The sequence below is a fragment of the Streptomyces sp. CB01580 genome (assembly GCF_001905795.1).
Classification (GTDB): Bacteria; Actinomycetota; Actinomycetes; order Streptomycetales; family Streptomycetaceae; genus Streptomyces.
Window position 1 is genome coordinate 58,090 of sequence record NZ_LIXJ01000008.1, and the last position, 19,252, is coordinate 77,341.

Genomic DNA, 19,252 nt, shown 5'->3' on the forward strand with positions numbered 1-19,252 from the left:
GTGTGCGGGGCGACGGCCCTCGGCTCGGTGACGGCCGGCGCGAATCCGGCCGCCGGGCTACGCACGGGCGTGCAGCGGATCGCGGTCATCGGCGGCGGGCCCGGCGGTCTCTACGCCGCCGCCCTGCTCAAGCGGCTCGGCCCGGAGCGCGACATCACGGTCTGGGAACGCAACGCCCCCGACGACACCTTCGGTTTCGGTGTCGTCCTCTCCGACGAGACCCTCGGCGGCATCGAGCACGCCGACCCCGTCGTCCACGCCGCCCTCCAGGACGAGTTCGTCCGCTGGGACGCCATCGACATCGTCCACCGGGGGGTGACCCAGACCTCCGGCGGGCACGGCTTCGCGGCGCTGGGCAGACGCAGACTGCTGGAGATCCTGCACGCGCGCTGCGACTCCCTCGGCGTACGGCTCCGCTTTTGCACCGAGGCCCCGCCCGCCGCCGAACTCGCCGCCGCGCACGATCTGGTGATCGCCGCCGACGGGGTGCACAGCCTCACCCGCGCCGCCCACGCCGACGTCTTCGTCCCCCGCCTCACCCCGCACCGCTGCCGCTACATCTGGCTCGCCGCGGACTTCGCCCTCGACGCGTTCCGCTTCGAGATCGCCGAGACCGCGCACGGGGTGATGCAGCTCCACGGCTACCCCTTCTCCGCCGACGCCTCCACGGTCATCGTCGAGATGCGCGAGGAGGTGTGGCGCGCCGCCGGATTCGACACCGCCGACGTGACGCACTCGATCGCACACTGTGCCGACGTCTTCCGCGAGACGCTCGGCGGCCGGCCGCTGCGGTCCAACGACTCCGCCTGGCTCACGTTCCGTACCGTCGTCAACGCCCGCTGGTCGCACGGCAACACGGTGCTCATCGGCGACGCCGCCCACACCGCGCACTTCTCCATCGGCTCCGGCACCAAACTCGCCGTCGAGGACGCCCTCGCGCTCGCCGCCTGCGTCGAGGAGCAGCCCGGCCTGCCCGCCGCGCTGGCCGCGTACGAGGCCGAACGCCGGCCGGTCGTCGAGTCGACCCAGCGGGCCGCGACGGCCAGCCTGCGCTGGTTCGAGGAACTGGGCACCTACGTCGACCAGCCGCCCCGCCAGTTCGCGTTCAACCTCCTCACCCGCAGCCGCCGCGTCACCCACGACAACCTGCGGATGCGTGACGCCTCCTTCACCACCGCCGTCGAGGAGGAGTTCGGCACCGTTCCCGGCACCCCGCCCATGTTCACCCCGCTGCGGCTGCGCGGTCTCGCACTGCGCAACCGCGTCGTCGTCTCACCGATGGACATGTACTCGGCCGTCGACGGCGTTCCCGGCGACTTCCACCTCGTCCACCTGGGCGCCAGGGCGCTCGGCGGGGCCGGACTCGTCATGACGGAAATGGTGTGCGTGAGCGCCGTAGGCCGCATCACTCCTGGCTGCGCCGGGCTCTACACCGCCGAACAGGCCGCGGCCTGGGCCCGGATCACCGACTTCGTCCACGCGAGCTCACCCGGGACGGCCATCGGCGTCCAGCTCGGTCACGCCGGGCGCAAGGGCTCCACCAAGCTCATGTGGGAGGGCATCGACCAGCCCCTCGACCACGGCAACTGGCCCGTGGCCGCCGCCTCCCCGATTCCGTACACGGCCGGCGTCAGCCAGATTCCGCACACCCTGGACCGGGCCGGGCTCGCCGCCGTGCGCGAACAGTTCGCGGCTGCGGCCCGGCGCGCCGACCACGCGGGATTCGACCTGCTCGAACTCCACTGCGGGCACGGCTATCTGCTGTCCGGCTTCCTCTCGCCGCTCACCAACCACCGCACCGACGCGTACGGCGGGCCGCTGAGGAACCGGCTCCGCTACCCCCTCGAGGTCTTCGACACGGTCCGTGCCGCATGGCCCGACGACCGCCCGGTGATCGTCCGTATCTCCGCCACCGACTGGGCCGGGGGCGGCACCACGGCCGAGGACGCCGTCGAGATCGCCCGCGCCTTCGTCGCCCACGGGGCCGACGCCATCGACGTGTCGACGGGGCAGGTCGTCGCCGAGGAACGCCCCGAGTTCGGCCGCTCCTACCAGACCCCGTACGCCGACCGGATCCGCAACACGGTGTGCGTGCCCGTCGTCGCGGTCGGCGCGATCTCCTCCTGGGACGACGTCAACTCCCTGCTGCTCGCGGGCCGCGCCGACCTCTGCGCCCTGGCCCGCCCGCACCTCTACGACCCGCATTGGACCTTGCACGCCGCGGCCGAACAGGACTACGGCGGCCCCGGCGCGCCCTGGCCGCCCCCGTACCGCGCGGGCAGTCGCACCCCGCCGACCGGCCGCACCGACGCCCCGAGACCCCGGCTCACCCTGGGGTGACGGGGCTGCACTCGTGGCAGAGGCACGGATCGGGGTGCGGCGCCCCGTGGTGGGCGTGCCGCTCCTCCCGCGCCACCCGCTCCAGCAGGCCGGCCAGTTCCTCGGCCTCCTCCCTCGTGGCGCCGACCTGCCCCGGACATCTGCGCAGTACCGCCGGGGCGTACACCAAACGGGCCCGGAAGGTGTGCAGTTGACGGGTCCCCATGTCGATGGCGATCCAGCGACCGGTGCGCCGGGCGTGCCCCACCGCCGTCAGTTGCCCGTGCCCCGCCCCCGGGTGGGTGTCGACGACGTACACTCTCGCCCCGCCCCGGTACGCCTTCGTCCCGGGGCGGAACTCCCGGCCCAGGTCCCCGTACCGCCGCCACCGCACCACGGTCGCCGTGACCAGCCACCGCGGTTCGAGGGGCCGGGGCTCGGACGGCCGGGATCCGGGAGGCCCGCTCATCGGTCCGCCGCGGCGAGCAGCAGGCGGTCCGAGACCGGGCGGTAGCCGATGCGGCGGTACACGCCGTTGCTCGTCGGATTGGCGAGATCGGTGAAGAGGAGCACCTCCGCCGCGCCGGCCTTCCGTCCCGCCCGGCTCGCCTCCGCCACCACCGCGGCCGCGTAACCGCGGCGACGGTGCTCGGGAGGTGTGTAGACCGCGTTGACCCGCACCATGCCGGCGATGCGCGGCGAGACGCCCGCCATCGACACCGGGACGCCGCCGTCCTCCCAGAGCGTCAGCCTGCCGGACGCCGTCCGTTCGTCCACCAGCCGCTCGGCATGGGCAGCGGACTGGCCGGTGCCTTCGCCGAACGCGTGGTGCCAGCGCACCAGCAGTTCCCGGTCGGCCCCTGCGGCCGCCCTGGCCCGGCCCGGCGGCGCGGGTACGGGCGGGGTCAGCGTCCCCAGGCGGTACAGCCGCTGCTCCTGGACGACCCGGTGACCGGCCCAGAGCGCGGCGGCCAGGGCCTCGGCGGTGGCCCGGTCCGCGTTGACCTCCGCCGGGACGGTGCCCGTCCGGGAGAGCGCGGCGGCCAGCGGACCGACCGCCTCCGGGGCGACGAGGGCGAGCACCGGCGGCCGGGGCGGAGTCTGCACCAGCGTCCCCGCGACCCGCCCGTCCGCGCCGCGCCACCACCCCAGCAGCGGATCGGCGTCACAGAAGGCATGGGGGCCGCCCAGCCGCAGGGCGGCGGTGACGGTCAGAACCAGGGTGTTCTCGGTGGGCCGGGCGGTCAGCGAGGCCCCGGCCGCGTCGAGGAACACCCCGACGTCATGGGTGAGGGTCCAGGTCATGCCTCATCCTGCCGGGAGCGCCGGGGACGGAGCACCCGTATTTCCCTCAGGCCCCTTCGGGACGCTCCTCGCGAAGACGGAAACGCTGCAGCTTCCCGGTCGCCGTGCGGGGGAGGGCGGGCAGGAACTCGATGACGCGCGGACACTTGTACGGGGACAGCTCGCCCTTCACGTACGTACGCAACGCCTCGGCCGACAGCTCCGCGCCCGCGCGCAGCACCACGTACGCCACCACGATCCGGCCGCGCAGCTCGTCCGCCCCGCCCACCACCGCCGCCTCCGCGACCGAGGGATGGCGCAGGAGGACGTCCTCGACCTCGGGGCCCGCGATGTTGTAGCCGGAGGAAATGATCATGTCGTCCGCGCGGGCGACGTAATGGAAGTAGCCGTCCGCGTCGCGCACATAGGTGTCGCCGGTGATGTTCCAGCCGTGTGCCACGTACTCCCGCTGGCGCTCGTCGGCGAGGTAGCGGCACCCGATGGGACCGCGCACCGCGAGGAGACCGGGTTCCCCGTCCGGCACCTCTCGCCCCTCGCGGTCCAGCACCCGGGCCTGCCAGCCGGGCACGGGAACGCCGGTGGTGCCGGGGCGCACCGCGTCGTCGGCGGCGGAGACGAAGATGTGCAGCAGCTCGGTGGCGCCGATGCCGTTGATGATGCGCAGCCCCGTCCGCTCGTACCAGGACCGCCAGGTGGCGGCCGGAAGGTTCTCCCCGGCGGAGACGCAGCGCCGCAGCGCGCTCAGGTCGTGCGCGTCCACGTGGTCGAGCATCAGGCGGTAGGCGGTCGGCGCGGTGAACAGGACCGAGACCCGGTGGGCGGCGAGCGCGGGCAGCAGCCGCTTCGGACCGGACTGTTCGAGCAGCAGCGCACTGGCACCGGCCCGGAGCGGGAAGACCACCAGACCGCCGAGTCCGAAGGTGAAGCCGAGCGGGGGACTTCCCGCGAACACGTCGTCGGGCGTGGGGCGCAGCACATGGCGCGAGAACGTGTCCGCGATGGCGAGCACGTCCCGATGGAAGTGCATGCAGCCCTTGGGGCGACCGGTGGTGCCCGAGGTGAACGCGATCAGCGCGACGTCGTCCGCCGCCGTGTCCACCGGGACGTACGGCTCTCTTCCGTCCTCGGCCCCGTTCTTGGTGACGGCCCCGGCCCCCGCCCCGGTCAGGCGGAGCAGATCGTCCGGTGCGTCACCCCCGTACACCGTGATCCGCAGCCCCGGCACCTCTGCCCGCACCAGGTCGTCGACCGACCGGACGTCGCACAGGGCGTGGCTCACCCGGGCGATCGAGCAGATGGTGGCGAGTTCGGCCGCCCGCTGCCGGTCCAGGACCGTGACCGCTATGGCGCCCGCCTTCAGCACCGCGAGCCAACAGGCGGCCAGATGGGGGGTGGTGGGACCGCGCAGCAGCACCCGGTTGCCGGGGACGACCCCCAGACCGGAGGTCAGGACGTGGGCGATCCGGTCCACCCGCTCCCGCAGCTCCCCGTAGCTCCACACCCCGCCGTCGGGGGTGCGGAAGGCGGGACGGTCCGGGCCCAGCCGGTCGACGGTCCGGTCCAGGAGTTCCGCCGCGCAGTTGAGCCGGGCCGGATAGCGCAGTTCGGGGAGATCGAAGAGCAGGTCCGGCCACTGGTCCGAGGGAGGGAGGTGCTCCCGGGCGAAGGTGTCGAGGTGCGCTGAGGTCTTCGGGTCCATGAAGGATCGCCCCCTTGTCGCCTCTGGAGCGTATCGTTCGGGTGACGGTAGTCAACGGTCCGCGATGGACAAAGAGGCGCGAAACCGTCGAAGGGCCGGCGTGCGGACCGGGTACGGAACATGACGTACCGAGAGGTCCGGTGGGCGGAGGACGGAAGTCCGGCGGAAAGGAGACGCAAGAACGGGGAAGACGACAGTAACGAGAAGGACGACTCAGACGAGACGCGACAGGAGAGACGCCGCGATGACGGCATTCTCGCTCGATCCGGCACAGACCTCGTGGTGCGAGGAGTTGAGAGCCCTCGCCGAACAGCGACTGCGGCCCCTCGCCGAAAAGGGCGAACCGGGCCACGTGAACCGCCCCTTGATCGCCGCGCTCGGCGCGTCGGGTCTGCTCGACCGGATGTTGGACTCCGGAGCGCTCGACCTCTGTCTGCTCCGCGAATCCCTGGCCCGTGGCTGTACCGAGGCGGAGACCGCCCTGGCCCTCCAGGGGCTCGGCAGCCACCCGGTGCTCCGGGCCGGTACGCCCGCCCAGCGGGCGCGCTGGCTGCCCGAGGTGCGGGCGGGGCGCGCCGTGGCCGCCTTCGCGCTCAGCGAGCCGGGTGCCGGCTCCGACGCGGCGGCCCTGTCCCTGGACGCCGCCCCCGACGGGGGCCTCGGTCCCGGTTCCGCTTCCGGTCAGGGCCGCGGCTGGCGGCTCACCGGTGAGAAGTGCTGGATCTCCAACGCCCCGCAGGCCGACTTCTACACCGTCTTCGCCCGTACGACCCGGGGGGTCGGATCACGCGGCGTCACCGCGTTCCTCGTGCCCGCCGACCGTCCCGGACTCACCGGCTGCGCACTGGACATGCTCTCGCCGCACCCCATCGGAACCCTGTGCTTCGACGGTGTCCCCGTCACCGTCGAGGACGTGCTCGGCGAACCGGACCGCGGCTTCCGGGTCGCCATGGACACCCTGAACCTGTTCCGCCCCAGCGTGGGCGCGTTCGCCGTGGGCATGGCCCGCGCCGCCCTGGACGCCACGCTCGCCCACACCGCCGGACGCACCGCGTTCGGCGGCCCGTTGAAGGACCTCCAGGCCGTCTCCCACCAGGTCGCCGAGATGGCCACCCGCACCGAGGCCGCTCGGCTCCTGGTGTACGCGGCGGCAGCCGCGCACGACGCGGGCGAAGAGGGCGTGCCGCGCCGCGCGGCCATGGCGAAGCTGTACGCCACCGAGACCGCGCAGTACGTCGTCGACACCGCCGTCCAACTGCACGGCGCCCGCGCCCTGCGCCGCGGCCACCTGCTCGAACACCTCTACCGGGAGGTCCGCGCCCCGCGGATCTACGAGGGCGCCAGCGAGGTGCAGCGCACCATCATCGCCCGGGAGTCGTACGCGAACAGGGAGGCGTCCGCATGAGTCCGGTGCACCGGATCAACCCCGCCGAACTGTCGCCCCCGGCGGGGTTCTCGCACGCCACGACGGCCGTCGGTGGCCAACTGGTCTTCCTGGCCGGGCAGACCGCGCTCGACGTGGACGGCAAGATCGTCGGCGCCACGCTGCCCGAGCAGTTCGCGACGGCGCTCGCCAACCTGCTCACCGCCCTGCGCGCGGCGGGCGGCGCCCCGGCGGACCTGGCCCGGGTGACGGTGTACGCCACCGATGTCGCCGACTACCGGGACCGAGCAGGTGAACTGGGCCGGATCTGGCGCCGGTTGGCGGGCCGCGACTATCCGGCGATGGCGGTCATCGGGGTGGCGAGACTCTGGGACGAGCAGGCGCTCGTCGAACTCGACGGGGTGGCGGTCCTGCCCTGAGCGTGTCGGTCGGACACGAACCGGCCGGCCGGTGTCGGGCGCCTCCGCCCCCGTCCGTGAGGGGGCGGAGGCGGAGGCCGGGAGCGGACGGGAGGCGGGCGCCGGTCAGTAGGGCTTCACCAGTGCGTGGGCCGCGCCCGGTATCCCGATCCTCAGCAGTTCGTCCTCCTCGGGCGTGGTCTCCAGGCCCGTCTCCTGCTTGAGCACGGCACGCGACATGGCCTGTACCCACATGGCCCGGGGGCGGCGGCGAGCCTCCCACGCTTCGAGGGCGGAGTCCACATCGTCCTCGGCGTCCAGCGACTGCGCGAGCACCAGCGCGTCCTCGACGGCCATGGCCGCGCCCTGCGCGATGTGCGGAGTGGAGGCGTGCGCGGCGTCACCGGCCAGCACCACCCGGCCGACGTGCCACGGCTCCTCGACCGTGACCTGGGAGATCCGCGAATACACCACCGCGGCCGGGTCGGTGACCGCGGCGAGCGCCTCGGCGACCGGACCGGAGAACATCGTCAGCCGCTCAGCGAGCTGCTCGTGCGCGCGCTCCGGATCCGGACGGAAGTCCTCGGGCTCCGCGAAAACCGCTGCCAGATACATCAGTTCGTCGGTGATCGGGGTCAGCAGGGCCTTGGTGTCCTTGCCCGCGGTGCCCATCACCACACCCCGGACCCCGGGCTGCCGGGGGACCGTCACCCGCCAGTTGGCGAAGCCGGTGTACCGGGGGGTGCAGCGGTCCCCGTAGAGCCGGGCGCGCAGCGGCGAACCGATGCCGTCGAAGCCGGCCACCAGGTCCCAGCGGCCCGAGGAGCCGTCGGACAGGGTGACGTCCACGCCCGAGCCGTCGTCGGTCAGCTCGGTGATCGTGGTGCCGAAGCGGATCCGCGCACCCGCGCCGACGGCGGCGGAGTTCAGCACCCGGGCCAGGGCGGGGCGCGGGATGCCGTTGTTGGCGGGGACGTCGCCCATCCGGGGCTGGGGTATCTCGGCGAGGGTGTGGCCGACCGGGTCGGCGATGGTCAGGACCTCCCACGCGAAGCCCGCCTCCAGGCAGTCGTCGAGGACCCCGATCTCCCGCATGACGTGCAGGGCGTTGGACGGCTGGATGATGCCGACGCCGAGCGCGTCCACCTCGTCACGGAGCTCGGCGACCTCGACGGTGTGGCCGCGCCGGGCCAGTGCGGTGGCGAGGGTGAGCCCGCCGATGCCGCCGCCGTGGATCAGGACGCGCAGGGGTGATGCCATCTCGGAGCTCTCCGGAACGGGGAAGGGAGGGGCGGGGTGTCAGCCGGCCGCCGCGGGCAGACCCATCAGGTGGTCCACCAGCGCCAGCAGCACGTCCCGGGAGAACGTCCGCTGACGGACGTCGCCGATCAGCAGCGGCACCTGCGGATCGAGGTCGAGTGCGGCCCTGATCTCGTCCGGGGTACGGGTGTTGTGGCCGTGGAAGCAGTTGATCGCCACGACGAACGGGATGTTCCGGCTCTCGTAGAAGTCGATCGAGGCGAAACTCGTCTCCAGCCTGCGGGTGTCGGCGATCACCACACCACCCAGCGCCCCGTTGACCAGGTCGTTCCACATGAACCAGAAGCGTTCCTGGCCGGGGGTGCCGAAGAGGTAGACCACCAGCTCGTCACTGACCGTGATCCGGCCGAAGTCCAGGGCCACGGTGGTGGTGTCCTTCTGGTCGACGCCGGCCAGGTCGTCGACGCCGACGCTGGCCTGGGTCAGATACTCCTCGGTGCTCAGCGGGGTGACCTCGCTGACGGCACCGACCATGGTGGTCTTGCCGACGCCGAAGCCTCCGGCGATGAGGATCTTGACGGCGGCGGGAGCCGCCTGACTGCTTGTCATGTTGGTTCAGAGTCTCCGGAGTCCGTCACGAACGGCGGCCAGCAGGCCCATGTCGGCGCCGCCGGCCGCCCGCGCCACCGAGAGCGGCGCGCGGGCAGTCAGCAGCCCCTGGGCGACGAGGTCGGCCAGCAGGATCTTGGTCACCGACACCGGGAGGCCGAGGCCGGACGCGACCTCGGCGACCGCAGAGGGCCGACGGCAGCGCTCCAGGATCAGCCGGTGCTCCGGCTGGAGCCGCCCCGGCAGGACCGGCGCACCGTGCTCGTCCCGCGGGTCCTGTGCGGTCGTCAGCACGGTGATGAGGCTGAAGTCGTCCCGCTCGGGAGCGGTCCGGCCCCGGGTGATCGTGTACGGGCGCACCATCGTGCCCGCCCCGTCCTCCCCGGCGTCCTCATCCCAGTACTCGGTCACGCGTGCTGCCCGTCCGCGGAACCGAAGGCGTCGAATTCGCCGCGGGCCGGGGTGGAGAGCTTCTGGCCGACCTGCTGGACGAGGTTGTGCATGGCGAGGGACATGATCTCGGCGTCCACCTCCTGGGAGGCGATCACGGCCAGATGGGTGCCCTGCCCGGCCGAGATGATGAACAGCCACAGGTCCGCGAGTTCCACGATCACCTGGTGGACGACGCCGCCGTCGAAGAGCTGGCCGACGCCGCGGGCCAGGCTCTGCTGGCCGGTGCAGATGGCGGCCAGCCGTTCGGCATCGGCGCGCTCGATGCTGCGCGAATGGCTCACCACGAGACCGTCGTCGGAGAGCAGGACGGCGTTGCGGGTTTCGGCCACCGAATCCACCAGGCCGTCGAGCAGCCAGTCGAGGTCCTGGTGTGTGGCAGTTGTGCGTGTCATGACCGTTCTTCTCTCGTGGGATGCGGGGTGGCGGGCGGCGCGGGCCGCGGTGTCGTCTCCGAGGTCGCGCGGGCCGCGCGCGACCGGCGCTGGAAGGCGCCGATCGCCGCTCCGGCCCGGTGCGGGGCCGGTCGCGCCTGCGGGTTCTCTTCCGGGCCCGGCGGTCGGGGCACGGTGTTTCGGGTGGCCGGGCCGACCCGCAGCTCGTCCACCAGGCTGGCCTGCCGGACGCGGCGCGGCAGCGGCGGTTCCGCACCGGGCGCGGGCGGGGCGCCCGGCGCGGGCGGCGCGGCTCGGTCGGAGCCGTTCTCCGCGTGGACGGCTTCCGGGTCCGGCGGTGCCGGGTGGTCCGGCTCGGACACCGGCAGCCGCGCCGGGCGGTGGTCGTCCTGCCCGGACCGGTAGGGGACCGGGAGGCCGACGGTGTCCACGGGGCCCATGGGACCTGCGGGCCCGGCGAGCGGCGGGTGACCGGACTCGGTACTGGCGGAGTACGCAGCGGGGTAGGGCTGTTCCGGTCCCGCGGGGGTGGGGTAGGGCGGCGGCGGGTCCACCGGGTACTGCCCGGCGGCCGTCATGTAGGGCTGTTCGTCCGTGCCGTACGGGGACGGGGACGGGGACGGGTGCGAGGCGTACGGCCCGACGGGCGCGGCTGTGTACGTGTCGCCGGTGGGCGCGGGCGCCCCGTACTGCTCCTGCGGTGCCGGGGGGTGCGGGGCGGGAGCGGCGTTCTCCGGGGCCGCGTAGGGGTGTTCCGCGGCGGCGGGGTATCTGGTCCCGGACGGCTGCTGGGGCTGTTCGGCGGTCTGGTGCGGCTGCTGGGCGTAGGGGGTGCTCGCCGTGTTGATCGCGGTGACGTCGGCCAGGGCGCGGCCCTGGACGCGGGTGGGCAGCGGCTGCCCGTCGGTCGTCTCCGGTGCCAGGGGTGGGGCCGACGCGGACGCGGGGGCCTGCGCGGGTGCGGGCGCGGCGGCCGGGGGCGCCACGGCCACCGGGCCGGAGTTCGGTCCGGGGACGGTGAGTTCGTCGGGGACGAGCAGGACCACGCGGGTGCCGCCGTACGCCGAGGAGCGGAACTCCACCCGCAGTCCGTGCTGGTTCGCGAGCCGTGCGATCACGTACAGGCCGAGCCGGATGTCCTCGGAGTGGGCCAGCACGTCCATCCGGGGCGGATGGGCCATCAGCTCGTTGGCCTCGGCCAGCTGCTTGTCGTCCATCCCCAGGCCCCGGTCCTCGACCTCGATGGCCAGACCGCGGCTCACCTTGGCCGCACGGACCTCGACCGGGTTCGGCGGCCGGGAGAAGGTGAGCGCGTTCTCGATGAGCTCGGCCAGTACGTGCGTGACCGGGCCGACGACCCGTTCCGACAGCCAGGGGCTGTCGTTCAGGTCCAGCGCCACACGCCGGTAGTCCTGCACCTCGCCCTGGGCGGAACGCATCACGTCCAGCAGCGGGACCGGCTTGCGCCAGCGCCGGTGCGGGGTGCCGCCCGCGAGGATCACGAGGTTCTCCTCGTACCGGCGCAGACGCGCGGTGAGGTGGTCGAGGTCGAAGAGATCCTCCAGGATCTCGGGGTCCTCGTGCTTGCGTTCCAGGTCGTCCAGCTTCCTGAGCTGCTGGCCGATCAACTGCTGGGTGCGGCGGGCGATCCGCTGGAGGAGCCGCTCGAACCCGCGGTGCTGGTCGGCCTGCTTGACGGCCGCGGTCAACGCGCTGGTGCGCGCCAGGTTGAGCGCGTCGCCGAGCCGGCTCAGCTCGTCGCCGTTCTTGGCGTCGCGCTCGATGGCGCCGGCCTCGGCCTCGATGTCGATGCGCTCGCCCAGGGCCAGCCGGTCGACCACGTCGGGCAGCGCCTTCTCCAGCTCCTCGGCCCGTTCCTGGAGGCTGCTGATCCGGCGTCGGAGGTTGCGGGTCAGACGCCAGGTGGTCCAGATGACCGCGATCACGGCGAGCAGCCCGACCAGCGTGGTCAGCGCCACTGTGAACAGCAGGGACCGCACACTCTTGTCGCCCTCCTCGACCACGGAGGTGACGCGCTGCTCCAGCAGGTCCTTGAGCTGGGCGTTCACGCCGTCCATCGCGCCGCGCCAGGTCTTCTCGTCGTCGGGGTCGAGGGCGATGAAGCCGGAGCTGTCGGCCTGCGTGGGACGCAGCATCCGGTTCTCCAGCCGCGTCTTGGTCTTCCAGGCCGGGCTGCGGACGAGCTTGTCCCACGTGGCCCTCTCGTCCGCCGACAGATACGGGACGACCTGGGTGGTGAACAGGAGCGGCTGGCCCATGATGGCCTCTTCGACAGCGGCGAACTCCTCGACGCCGAGCTTCCCGTCGGACCAGCCGCGCGCCAGCAGGGCGTCCGAGCGGGAGACCATCTCCTTGCCGTAGAAGAGGTCGACGAGCGGCTGGGAGAGCGTGCTGATCCGGCCGTCGTCGACGTGGCTGAGCGCCCCGAAGAGTTCGAGGTCCGCCGCGATCAGGTCCGAGTAGTAGGTGTACACGGCCTGCTGCTGCTCGGCCCCGCTCTCGTCGACCAGGGTGCGCTGGGCAGGGAGTTGGGCGATCACGTCGTGTGCCGTACGAACGGCGTCCCGGACCTCGGACCGGTCGTCGTCGGCCACCACGTCGGAGAGCGCCTGAAAGCTCTTGATGGCGTCGTCGGTCAGCACGCGCTGCCGTCGCAACGGTTCCTCGGCGGCCTTGTGTCCGCCCAGTACGTCGGCGCTGAGCCGACGCTCCTCCTGGAGGCTGTAGTACACGATGGTGGACGGCTGGCCGGCCTTCTCGGCCGACTTGCCCTGGGCCGCCTGCCGTTGGAAGTCCGCCAGGGTCTGTCCACTGGTGACGGCCCAGAGGGCGGCCAGCGCGACTCCCGGAACGATGGCCAGTACGAGAAGGGCTGTCCGCAGCGACATGGTGGTCGATTTGGTCCGCCGTGAGACGCGCGTGCGCAGGGCGTGCTCCTAGACGATGGTGCCAGTTTCAGGACTGGCCAGATCCGTTGAGAACTTCGACAGACAGATAGTAGTCACATCGCAAAAGATGAAAAGAAAGTGGTCTCACAGGTGCATTACTGATCAGGCACAGTGTCATCACATGGTCCGGAAGTGCCCGTTCCATACCGGTTCGCGGGGCGGGGCGGGGCGGTCGGTCGGCCGGGAGCGGACGCGGGCGGTGTCCGTGCGCGTCGGGCCGCCGCGCTCCGGCGGCGTACGCGGACCGCGCCCGGCGGCGTACGCGGCGTGCCGGGACGGGTGCGGCGCGCCGTAGGGGTGAGATGCGGTCGGGGATATATCTGTATTGAGTGGCTTTTGTCCTTGATGCATCGTCCGGTTTCCGGATCTCGGGCCGGGGTGGGCGCGCGGCGCTCTCCGGGGCCGCATGACCGCGCTCATCGTCTGTCACTTCGTGCTCGCCGGCTGCGCGCGCCCGCTGGTACGACTCCTGGGCAGGCGCGCCTTCGTCGTGCTCGCGGCGGCACCGGCCGCCGCCACCGTGTGGGCGGCCACGCGGTGGAACGCCACCGCGTCGGGCGACGTGCTCACCTGGACATGGTCGTGGATGCCCGCCTACGGCGTCGGCGCCGACCTGCGGCTCGACGCGCTCGCCGAGCTGATGGTGCTGCTCGCGGCCGGAATCGGCACGCTCGTCCTGCTCTACTGCGCCTCGTACTTCACCGACTCGGCCCCGGGCCTGGCGGGCTTCGCGGGAAACCTGCTGGCGTTCGCGGGCGCCATGCTCGGACTGGTCCTCGCCGACGACCTGATGACGCTCTACGTCTTCTGGGAACTGACCACGGTCTTCTCGTACCTGCTGATCGGGTACGACAGCGAGCGCAAGCACAGCCGCCGCTCCGCGCTCCAGGCGCTGGTGGTGACCACGCTCGGCGGCCTCGCGATGTTCGTCGGCTTCCTGATCCTCGGTCAGGTGACTGGTACCTACCGGATCTCCGCGATCCTCGCCGACCCGCCCCCGGCCGACGCCGCCGTCTCGACCGCAGTGGTGCTGATCCTGTGCGGGGCCCTGTCGAAGTCGGCGATCTGGCCGTTCAGTCTCTGGCTGCCCAACGCCATGGCCGCGCCCACTCCCGTCAGCGCCTATCTGCACGCCGCCGCGATGGTGAAGGCCGGCGTCTACCTGATCGCGCGACTGGCCCCCGCCTTCGCCGACGTCCCGGTCTGGCGGCCAGTGGTGCTGGTCCTCGGCAGCGTGACCATGCTGCTCGGCGGCTGGCGGGCGCTGCGCCTGAACGACCTCAAGCTCGTCCTCGCCTACGGCACCGTCGGCCAACTCGGCTTCCTCACCGTGCTCGCCGGATTCGGCAGCCGCGACACGGCACTGGCCGCCGCCGTGATGATCCTGGCCCACGCCCTGTTCAAGGCCCCGCTGTTCCTGGTCACCGGCATCGTCGACCACGCGGCCGGCACCCGTGACCTGCGCGCCCTGTCCGGCGTCGGCCGGGCGCTGCCGCAGGTGTGCGCGGTCGCGGTGGCGGCCGCCGCCTCCATGGCGGCCCTGCCACCGCTGCTCGGCTTCGCCGCCAAGGAGGCCGCGTTCGACACACTGCCGCACGGCGACACCGGGGAACGCTGGGTCCTGGCCGCCCTCGTCGTCGGTTCCGCCCTGACCGTCGCGTACACCCTGCGGTTCGTATGGGGTGCCTTCGCCCGTAAACCCGGGGTCGAGGACACGCCCGTGCACCGGGTCGGTCCGGCGTTCCTCGCGGCGCCCGCGTTCCTCTCGGTGTGCGGGCTGCTGCTCGGGCCGGGTGTCGCATGGGCCGACCGGCTGCTCGGCGCGTACGCGGACGCGTTCCCCGCGCCCGCGCACCCGTACCACCTCGCGCTCTGGCACGGGATGGGGACCGCCGTGCTGCTCTCGACGCTCGCCGCGGCGGGCGGGGTGCTGCTCTTCGCGGGACGCGCCACCGTCACCCGGCTCTCCCGGCGGATCGCCTGGCCGACCGCCGACAGCGTCTTCGGCCATCTGCTGCTCGGCCTGGAACGGCTCTCCCTCCAGCTCACCGGCTTCGTCCAGCGCGGCTCGCTCTCCGTCTACCTCGCCACCACCCTGCTGGTGATGCTGGCCGGCCAGCTCACCGTCCTGGTGTTCGACCAGCCCTGGCGCGGGGCCACGGCCCCGCGCCTCTGGGACGCCCCGCTGCAGGGCGCCGTCGCCGTGCTGACCTGCGCGGCGGCGCTCCTCTGCCTCACCGTCAGACGCCGGATGAAGGCCGTGGTCCTGGCCGGGCTGACGGGATACGGCGCGGCGCTGCTGTTCGTCGTCGAGGGCGGGCCGGACCTGGCACTCACCCAGTTCTGCGTCGAGACCGTGGCGATGATCGTATTCGTGCTGGTGCTCCGCCGGATGCCGGTGCGCTTCCAGGAGTCGGCCAGCAGCCGGCGGCGGGCCGTGCGCATCCCGGTGGCGCTGGCCGCGGCGGCGACGCTCAGCGTGGTGGTGTGGGTCGCGGCGGCCGCCCGGAGCGCCGCCCCGGCGGGTGCGGCCATGGTCGAGGAGACCGCCCACCACGGGCTCAAGGACGTCGTGGCGACCATCCTGGTGGACCTGCGCGCCTGGGACACGATGGGGGAGTCCGCCGTGCTCGCCGCGGCGGCGATCGGGGTGACGAGCCTGATCTATCTGCACCGCCGTACGGAGGAGCCGTGGCTGAGGGAGGAGGTGCGGGGGCGCACCGCCTGGTCGTTGTCCGCACCCCCGATGACGGGTCTGCCGCGCGGCGACGAGGGGGCACCGGAACGCGGCTGGCTCGCGGCCGGTTCGACGCTCGCCCCCGAGCACCGGTCGATCGTCTTCGAGGTCGTGACGCGGCTGCTGTTCCATCCGGTCCTGGTGCTCTCGGTGTACCTGCTGTTCTGCGCCGAGAACATGCCGGGGGGCGGTTTCGTCGCCGGTCTCGTCGCGGGACTCGCCCTGATCACCCGATATCTGGCGGGCGGCCGTTTCGAACTCGCCGAGGCCGCCCCGCTGCAACCCGGACTCTTCACCGGCCTCGGGCTGTTCGTCTCCACCGGTGTCGCCCTGCTCGGTCTCATCGGCGGAACGGTCCTGCACTCCTGGTCCCACCACGGGCGGCTGCCTCTGTTCGGCGAGTACCACCTCGCCACCCCCGTCCTCTTCGACTTCGGGGTCTATCTGCTGGTCCTGGGCGTGGTGCTGGACATCGTGCGCGCGCTCGGCGCCAAGATCGACCGGCAGATCGAGCGGGCGGCGGCCGTCGAGGCGGGCACGGGGGGACCGGAGCAGGGGCCGGGGCAGGGGCCCGAGCAGGGATCCGGCGCCGGACCCGGACCGGGAGGCGGGCGGGAGCCCGGGACGGGAGGCGCCCCCGCATGACGGTGAGCGCCTCGCTCCTGGCCACCGCCGCGGTGCTGTGCGCGGTCGGCGGCATCCTCATGCTCACCCGGCCCCTGACCCGTATCCTGCTCGGCGCGGTGATCGCGAGCAACGGCATCAACCTGCTCGTCCTCGCCGCGAGCGGACCGGCCGGCCGGGAACCGCTCCTCTACGGCGTCCCCCTGGGACTCGTCACCGACCCGCTGCCGCAGGCCATCGCGCTCACCGCCATCGTCATCACCCTCGCCACCACGGCGTTCCTCCTGGCCATGGCCTACCGCAGCCACCAGTTGAACGGCACGGACGAGGTCCACGACGACGACGAGGACCGGCGGATCGCCCTGCGCGCCGAGGTGCTGGGGGAGCGGGACGAACTGCGTGAACGCTACCGGGCCGCCGCCGACGTCACGGCCGAGGACCGTGAGCGGTACCGCGAGGAGCGCCGCCGGCTGCGCGCCCGGCTGCGCGCCGATCGCGCGCTCCAGGCCCGGGGCCGGTACGCCACCGGGGACCTCTGGCACGACGTCCTGGGCGCGGACCCCGAGGACTACGCGGCGGGACGGGCCCGCCCCCAGAACCACGCACCGAGCGCGCCCGGCCCGCGCGGCGGTCCGAAGCCACCGCCCCGCCCCGGGGATCCGCACCCCGAGGATCCGCACCCGCAGGAGCCCCGCCCCGACGACGGCCCCTCGCGGCCGTCCCGCCCGGGGGACGGTCCGCCCCGGCCCGAGGACGCTCCGCCCCGGTCTCCCCGCCCCGACGACACCGACCCGGGAGCCACCGGATGAACGTCCTCGTCCCGCTGATGAACGCACTCGTCCCCCTGCCGGTGCTGCTGCCGCTCTGCGCCACCGGTTTGAGCCTCGCGTTCGGCACCCGGCTCAAACTGGTCCAGCGCCTGGTCAGCGTCGCCGTGCTCACCGTCGTACTGGTGCTCTCCGTCGCCCTGATGATCGTCACCGATCTGCACGGCCCGCTGGCCGTCCATCTCGGCGACTTCGCACCGCCGATCGGCATCACCCTGGTGGCCGACCGGCTGTCCGGGCTGATGCTGACCGTCTCCTCCGCCATCACACTCTGCGTGCTCGTCTACTCCATCGGCCAGGGCATGGCCGACCGGGACGAGCAGACGCCCGTGGCGGTCTTCCACCCCGCCTATCTGATCCTGGTCGCCGGGGTCTCCGACACGTTCCTCGCCGGTGACCTCGTCAACCTCTTCGTCGGCTTCGAGATCATGCTCGTCGCGAGCTTCGTCCTGCTCACCCTCGGCGGCACCGGCCCCCGCGTCCGCGCGGGCTCCACCTACGTGATCGTCTCGCTGCTCTCGTCGATGCTGTTCCTCACCGCCATCGCCATGACCTACGCGGCGACCGGCACCGCCAACTTCGCCCAGCTGGCCGGCCGGATCGCCGAACTGCCGACCGGCGTCCAGACCCTGATCCAGGCGATGCTGCTCACCGTCTTCGCCCTCAAGGCCGCCGCCTTCCCGCTCGCCGCGTGGCTCCCCGACTCCTATCCGACCGCGCCCGCCCCCGTCACCGCGGTCTTCGCCGGACTGCTGACCAAGGTCGGCGTCTACAGCATGCTCCGTACGGAGACGCTGCTCTTCCCCGGCAACCGGCTCGGGGACCTGTTGATGGCCGTCGCCCTGGCCTCGATGACCGTGGGCATCCTCGGGGCCGTCGCCCAGACCGACCTGAAGCGGCTCCTCTCCTTCACGCTCATCAGCCACATCGGGTACATGGTCTTCGGCATCGGCCTCGCCACCCGGGACGCGTACGGTGGCGCGATCGTCTACGTCGCCCACCACATCACCGTCCAGACCACGCTGTTCCTGGCGACCGGCCTGATCGAGCGCCGGGGCGGCACCACCGAACTCACCCGCATCGGCGGACTGGCCGCGGCGGCGCCCCTGCTCGCCGTCCTCTTCTTCGTCCCCGCCATGAACCTCGCCGGTATTCCGCCGTTGTCCGGGTTCATCGGCAAGCTCGGACTGATGCGGGCCGGTGTCGAGGACGGCGGCGCCTGGGCCTGGCTCCTCGTCGTCGGGTCGGCCGTGACCAGCCTGCTCACGCTGTACGTGGTGGCCAAGGTCTGGAACCTGGCGTTCTGGCGGGCGGCGCCCCCGGGGCAGGCGGCGTACGGCACCGTCCTGGAGTCCGGCTCCGACGAGGGCGACATCGACATCGGTCCGGGCCCCGACCACATCCCCGGCAGCGGCGACGAACCGGTCCCGCACCGCCACGAGCCCGCCGGACGCGCGGTCGCCGCCACCCTGCACGGACACGCCGTCACCACCACCACACAGCTGCCGCGCCCGATGACGGCGGCCACCGCCGCGGCCGTCGCCCTCGGACTGGCCTTCACCGTGTTCGCCGGGCCGCTGACCTCGTACGCCGACCGCTCGGCCGTCGAACTCCTCGGCCGTTCCCCCTACACGGAGGCGGTGTTCGGCCGGTGAAACGCGTCATCACTCTGTCCTTCCGGCACAAGGGACCGCCGCCCTACCGGGGTTGGTACGCGCGGCGACGCGTGCTGGACCTCCCGCTGATCGCCTGGCTCACCCTGATCTGGGTGCTGCTCTGGTCCGGGCCGAACTGGGCCAACGTGGTCACCGGCGCGGTCGTCGCGATCGCCGTGTGCCTGGCCTTCCCGCTGCCCCGGGTCGACCTCGGGCTCCGCCTGCACCCCTGGGGCATCCTGGTGCTCACCGGCTCCCTGCTCCACGACATGTACACCTCGGGCGTGCGGGTCACCCGGCAGATCTTCGTCGGCCATCCGCACCGGGCCGCGGTCATCGCCGTACCGCTGCGCTGCCGTTCCGACCTGATGCTCGCGGCCACCGCGGTCGCCGTGTCGAACGTGCCCGGCGGATCGATCGTCGAGGTGCGCCGCGCCACCGCCACCGTGTTCCTGCACGTCCTCGACGCGGACCGGCCCGCCGCGCTGGACGCGGCCCGGCGCTCCGTGTGGCGCCTGGAGCGGCTGGTCGTACGGGCCTTCGGCACCCCCGACGAGATCGCCCGGGTGGCCGGACCACCGCCGTCCGTCGCCCACCGAGGGAGGCACGAAGCGTGAGGAG

General features: G+C 72.8%; 15 protein-coding genes. 7 read left to right on the top strand and 8 right to left on the bottom strand.

Annotation, left to right across the window (positions count from 1 at the left end; genetic code table 11):
* Window positions 1–27 precede the first annotated feature (27 nt).
* On the top strand, window positions 28–2,340 hold the full coding sequence (locus AMK22_RS14385) for a bifunctional salicylyl-CoA 5-hydroxylase/oxidoreductase (protein WP_073785308.1): 2,313 nt from the start codon (window positions 28–30) through the stop codon (window positions 2,338–2,340).
* Here the strand turns inward: AMK22_RS14385 and AMK22_RS14390 are convergent.
* From AMK22_RS14390 to AMK22_RS14400, 3 genes are read right to left on the bottom strand one after another with little or no spacing between them, the layout of a single operon-like run.
* Window positions 2,327–2,788, bottom strand: a complete 462-nt coding sequence (locus AMK22_RS14390) for a hypothetical protein (RefSeq protein ID WP_073785051.1) — start codon at window positions 2,786–2,788, stop codon at window positions 2,327–2,329. The two genes, AMK22_RS14385 and AMK22_RS14390, sit on opposite strands and share 14 nt — an antisense overlap.
* A complete protein-coding gene (locus AMK22_RS14395) occupies window positions 2,785–3,624 on the bottom strand; it encodes a GNAT family N-acetyltransferase (RefSeq protein ID WP_073785053.1) in 840 nt (279 codons plus the stop codon). The genes AMK22_RS14390 and AMK22_RS14395 overlap by 4 nt, the downstream gene beginning before the upstream one ends.
* Before the next feature lie 46 nt (window positions 3,625–3,670).
* Window positions 3,671–5,323, bottom strand: coding sequence for an AMP-binding protein (locus tag AMK22_RS14400; RefSeq protein WP_073785055.1), 1,653 nt, complete (start codon window positions 5,321–5,323; stop codon window positions 3,671–3,673).
* A gap of 244 nt (window positions 5,324–5,567) precedes the next feature.
* Between AMK22_RS14400 and AMK22_RS14405 the strand changes: the two genes are divergently transcribed.
* Both AMK22_RS14405 and AMK22_RS14410 read left to right on the top strand, forming a co-directional pair.
* Window positions 5,568–6,728 (top strand): acyl-CoA dehydrogenase family protein, encoded by a 1,161-nt coding sequence (locus AMK22_RS14405; RefSeq protein ID WP_073785057.1) that lies wholly within the window; start codon window positions 5,568–5,570, stop codon window positions 6,726–6,728.
* A complete protein-coding gene (locus AMK22_RS14410; RefSeq protein ID WP_073785059.1) occupies window positions 6,725–7,126 on the top strand; it encodes a RidA family protein in 402 nt (133 codons plus the stop codon). The genes AMK22_RS14405 and AMK22_RS14410 overlap by 4 nt, the downstream gene beginning before the upstream one ends.
* Window positions 7,127–7,231: 105 nt before the next feature.
* On the opposite strand, the gene AMK22_RS14415 is transcribed toward AMK22_RS14410, so the two are convergent.
* From AMK22_RS14415 to AMK22_RS14435, 5 genes are read right to left on the bottom strand one after another with little or no spacing between them, the layout of a single operon-like run.
* Window positions 7,232–8,365 carry an FAD-dependent monooxygenase gene (locus AMK22_RS14415; protein ID WP_073785061.1) on the bottom strand — a complete coding sequence of 378 codons (1,134 nt, stop codon included), beginning with the start codon at window positions 8,363–8,365 and terminating at the stop codon, window positions 7,232–7,234.
* Window positions 8,366–8,404: 39 nt separating this feature from the next.
* Window positions 8,405–8,974, bottom strand: a complete 570-nt coding sequence (locus tag AMK22_RS14420; RefSeq protein WP_073785063.1) for a GTP-binding protein — start codon at window positions 8,972–8,974, stop codon at window positions 8,405–8,407.
* Window positions 8,975–8,980: 6 nt separating this feature from the next.
* Complete coding sequence (locus AMK22_RS14425) at window positions 8,981–9,385, bottom strand: DUF742 domain-containing protein (protein WP_391666376.1); 405 nt, start codon at window positions 9,383–9,385, stop codon at window positions 8,981–8,983.
* Window positions 9,382–9,819 (bottom strand): roadblock/LC7 domain-containing protein, encoded by a 438-nt coding sequence (locus AMK22_RS14430; RefSeq protein WP_073785065.1) that lies wholly within the window; start codon window positions 9,817–9,819, stop codon window positions 9,382–9,384. Before AMK22_RS14430 ends, AMK22_RS14425 begins: the two co-directional genes overlap by 4 nt.
* Window positions 9,816–12,728 (bottom strand): sensor histidine kinase, encoded by a 2,913-nt coding sequence (locus AMK22_RS14435; protein ID WP_073785067.1) that lies wholly within the window; start codon window positions 12,726–12,728, stop codon window positions 9,816–9,818. Before AMK22_RS14435 ends, AMK22_RS14430 begins: the two co-directional genes overlap by 4 nt.
* A gap of 466 nt (window positions 12,729–13,194) precedes the next feature.
* On the opposite strand from AMK22_RS14435, the gene AMK22_RS14440 reads away from it, so the two are divergent.
* Genes AMK22_RS14440 through AMK22_RS14455 form a run of 4 tightly spaced genes read left to right on the top strand, consistent with a single transcriptional unit; the run spans window position 13,195 to window position 19,248 of the window.
* Window positions 13,195–16,170, top strand: coding sequence for a Na+/H+ antiporter subunit A (locus tag AMK22_RS14440; protein WP_079186150.1), 2,976 nt, complete (start codon window positions 13,195–13,197; stop codon window positions 16,168–16,170).
* Window positions 16,167–16,958 (top strand): Na(+)/H(+) antiporter subunit C, encoded by a 792-nt coding sequence (locus AMK22_RS14445; protein ID WP_079186151.1) that lies wholly within the window; start codon window positions 16,167–16,169, stop codon window positions 16,956–16,958. Before AMK22_RS14440 ends, AMK22_RS14445 begins: the two co-directional genes overlap by 4 nt.
* A gap of 17 nt (window positions 16,959–16,975) precedes the next feature.
* On the top strand, window positions 16,976–18,631 hold the full coding sequence (locus AMK22_RS14450; protein WP_073785312.1) for a Na+/H+ antiporter subunit D: 1,656 nt from the start codon (window positions 16,976–16,978) through the stop codon (window positions 18,629–18,631).
* On the top strand, window positions 18,628–19,248 hold the full coding sequence (locus tag AMK22_RS14455; protein ID WP_073785069.1) for a Na+/H+ antiporter subunit E: 621 nt from the start codon (window positions 18,628–18,630) through the stop codon (window positions 19,246–19,248). Before AMK22_RS14450 ends, AMK22_RS14455 begins: the two co-directional genes overlap by 4 nt.
* Window positions 19,249–19,252: the final 4 nt, after the last annotated feature.

Excerpts from the sequence above, each read along its gene's own strand:
- AMK22_RS14390 (WP_073785051.1), bottom strand. The coding sequence starts at position 2,788 with ATGAGCGGGCCTCCCGGATCCCGGCCGTCCGAGCCCCGGCCCCTCGAA.
- AMK22_RS14395 (WP_073785053.1), bottom strand. The coding sequence starts at position 3,624 with ATGACCTGGACCCTCACCCATGACGTCGGGGTGTTCCTCGACGCGGCC.
- AMK22_RS14400 (WP_073785055.1), bottom strand. The coding sequence starts at position 5,323 with ATGGACCCGAAGACCTCAGCGCACCTCGACACCTTCGCCCGGGAGCAC.
- AMK22_RS14405 (WP_073785057.1), top strand. The coding sequence starts at position 5,568 with ATGACGGCATTCTCGCTCGATCCGGCACAGACCTCGTGGTGCGAGGAG.
- AMK22_RS14410 (WP_073785059.1), top strand. The coding sequence starts at position 6,725 with ATGAGTCCGGTGCACCGGATCAACCCCGCCGAACTGTCGCCCCCGGCG.
- AMK22_RS14415 (WP_073785061.1), bottom strand. The coding sequence starts at position 8,365 with ATGGCATCACCCCTGCGCGTCCTGATCCACGGCGGCGGCATCGGCGGG.
- AMK22_RS14420 (WP_073785063.1), bottom strand. The coding sequence starts at position 8,974 with ATGACAAGCAGTCAGGCGGCTCCCGCCGCCGTCAAGATCCTCATCGCC.
- AMK22_RS14430 (WP_073785065.1), bottom strand. The coding sequence starts at position 9,819 with ATGACACGCACAACTGCCACACACCAGGACCTCGACTGGCTGCTCGAC.
- AMK22_RS14435 (WP_073785067.1), bottom strand. The coding sequence starts at position 12,728 with ATGTCGCTGCGGACAGCCCTTCTCGTACTGGCCATCGTTCCGGGAGTC.
- AMK22_RS14440 (WP_079186150.1), top strand. The coding sequence starts at position 13,195 with ATGACCGCGCTCATCGTCTGTCACTTCGTGCTCGCCGGCTGCGCGCGC.
- AMK22_RS14445 (WP_079186151.1), top strand. The coding sequence starts at position 16,167 with ATGACGGTGAGCGCCTCGCTCCTGGCCACCGCCGCGGTGCTGTGCGCG.
- AMK22_RS14450 (WP_073785312.1), top strand. The coding sequence starts at position 16,976 with ATGAACGCACTCGTCCCCCTGCCGGTGCTGCTGCCGCTCTGCGCCACC.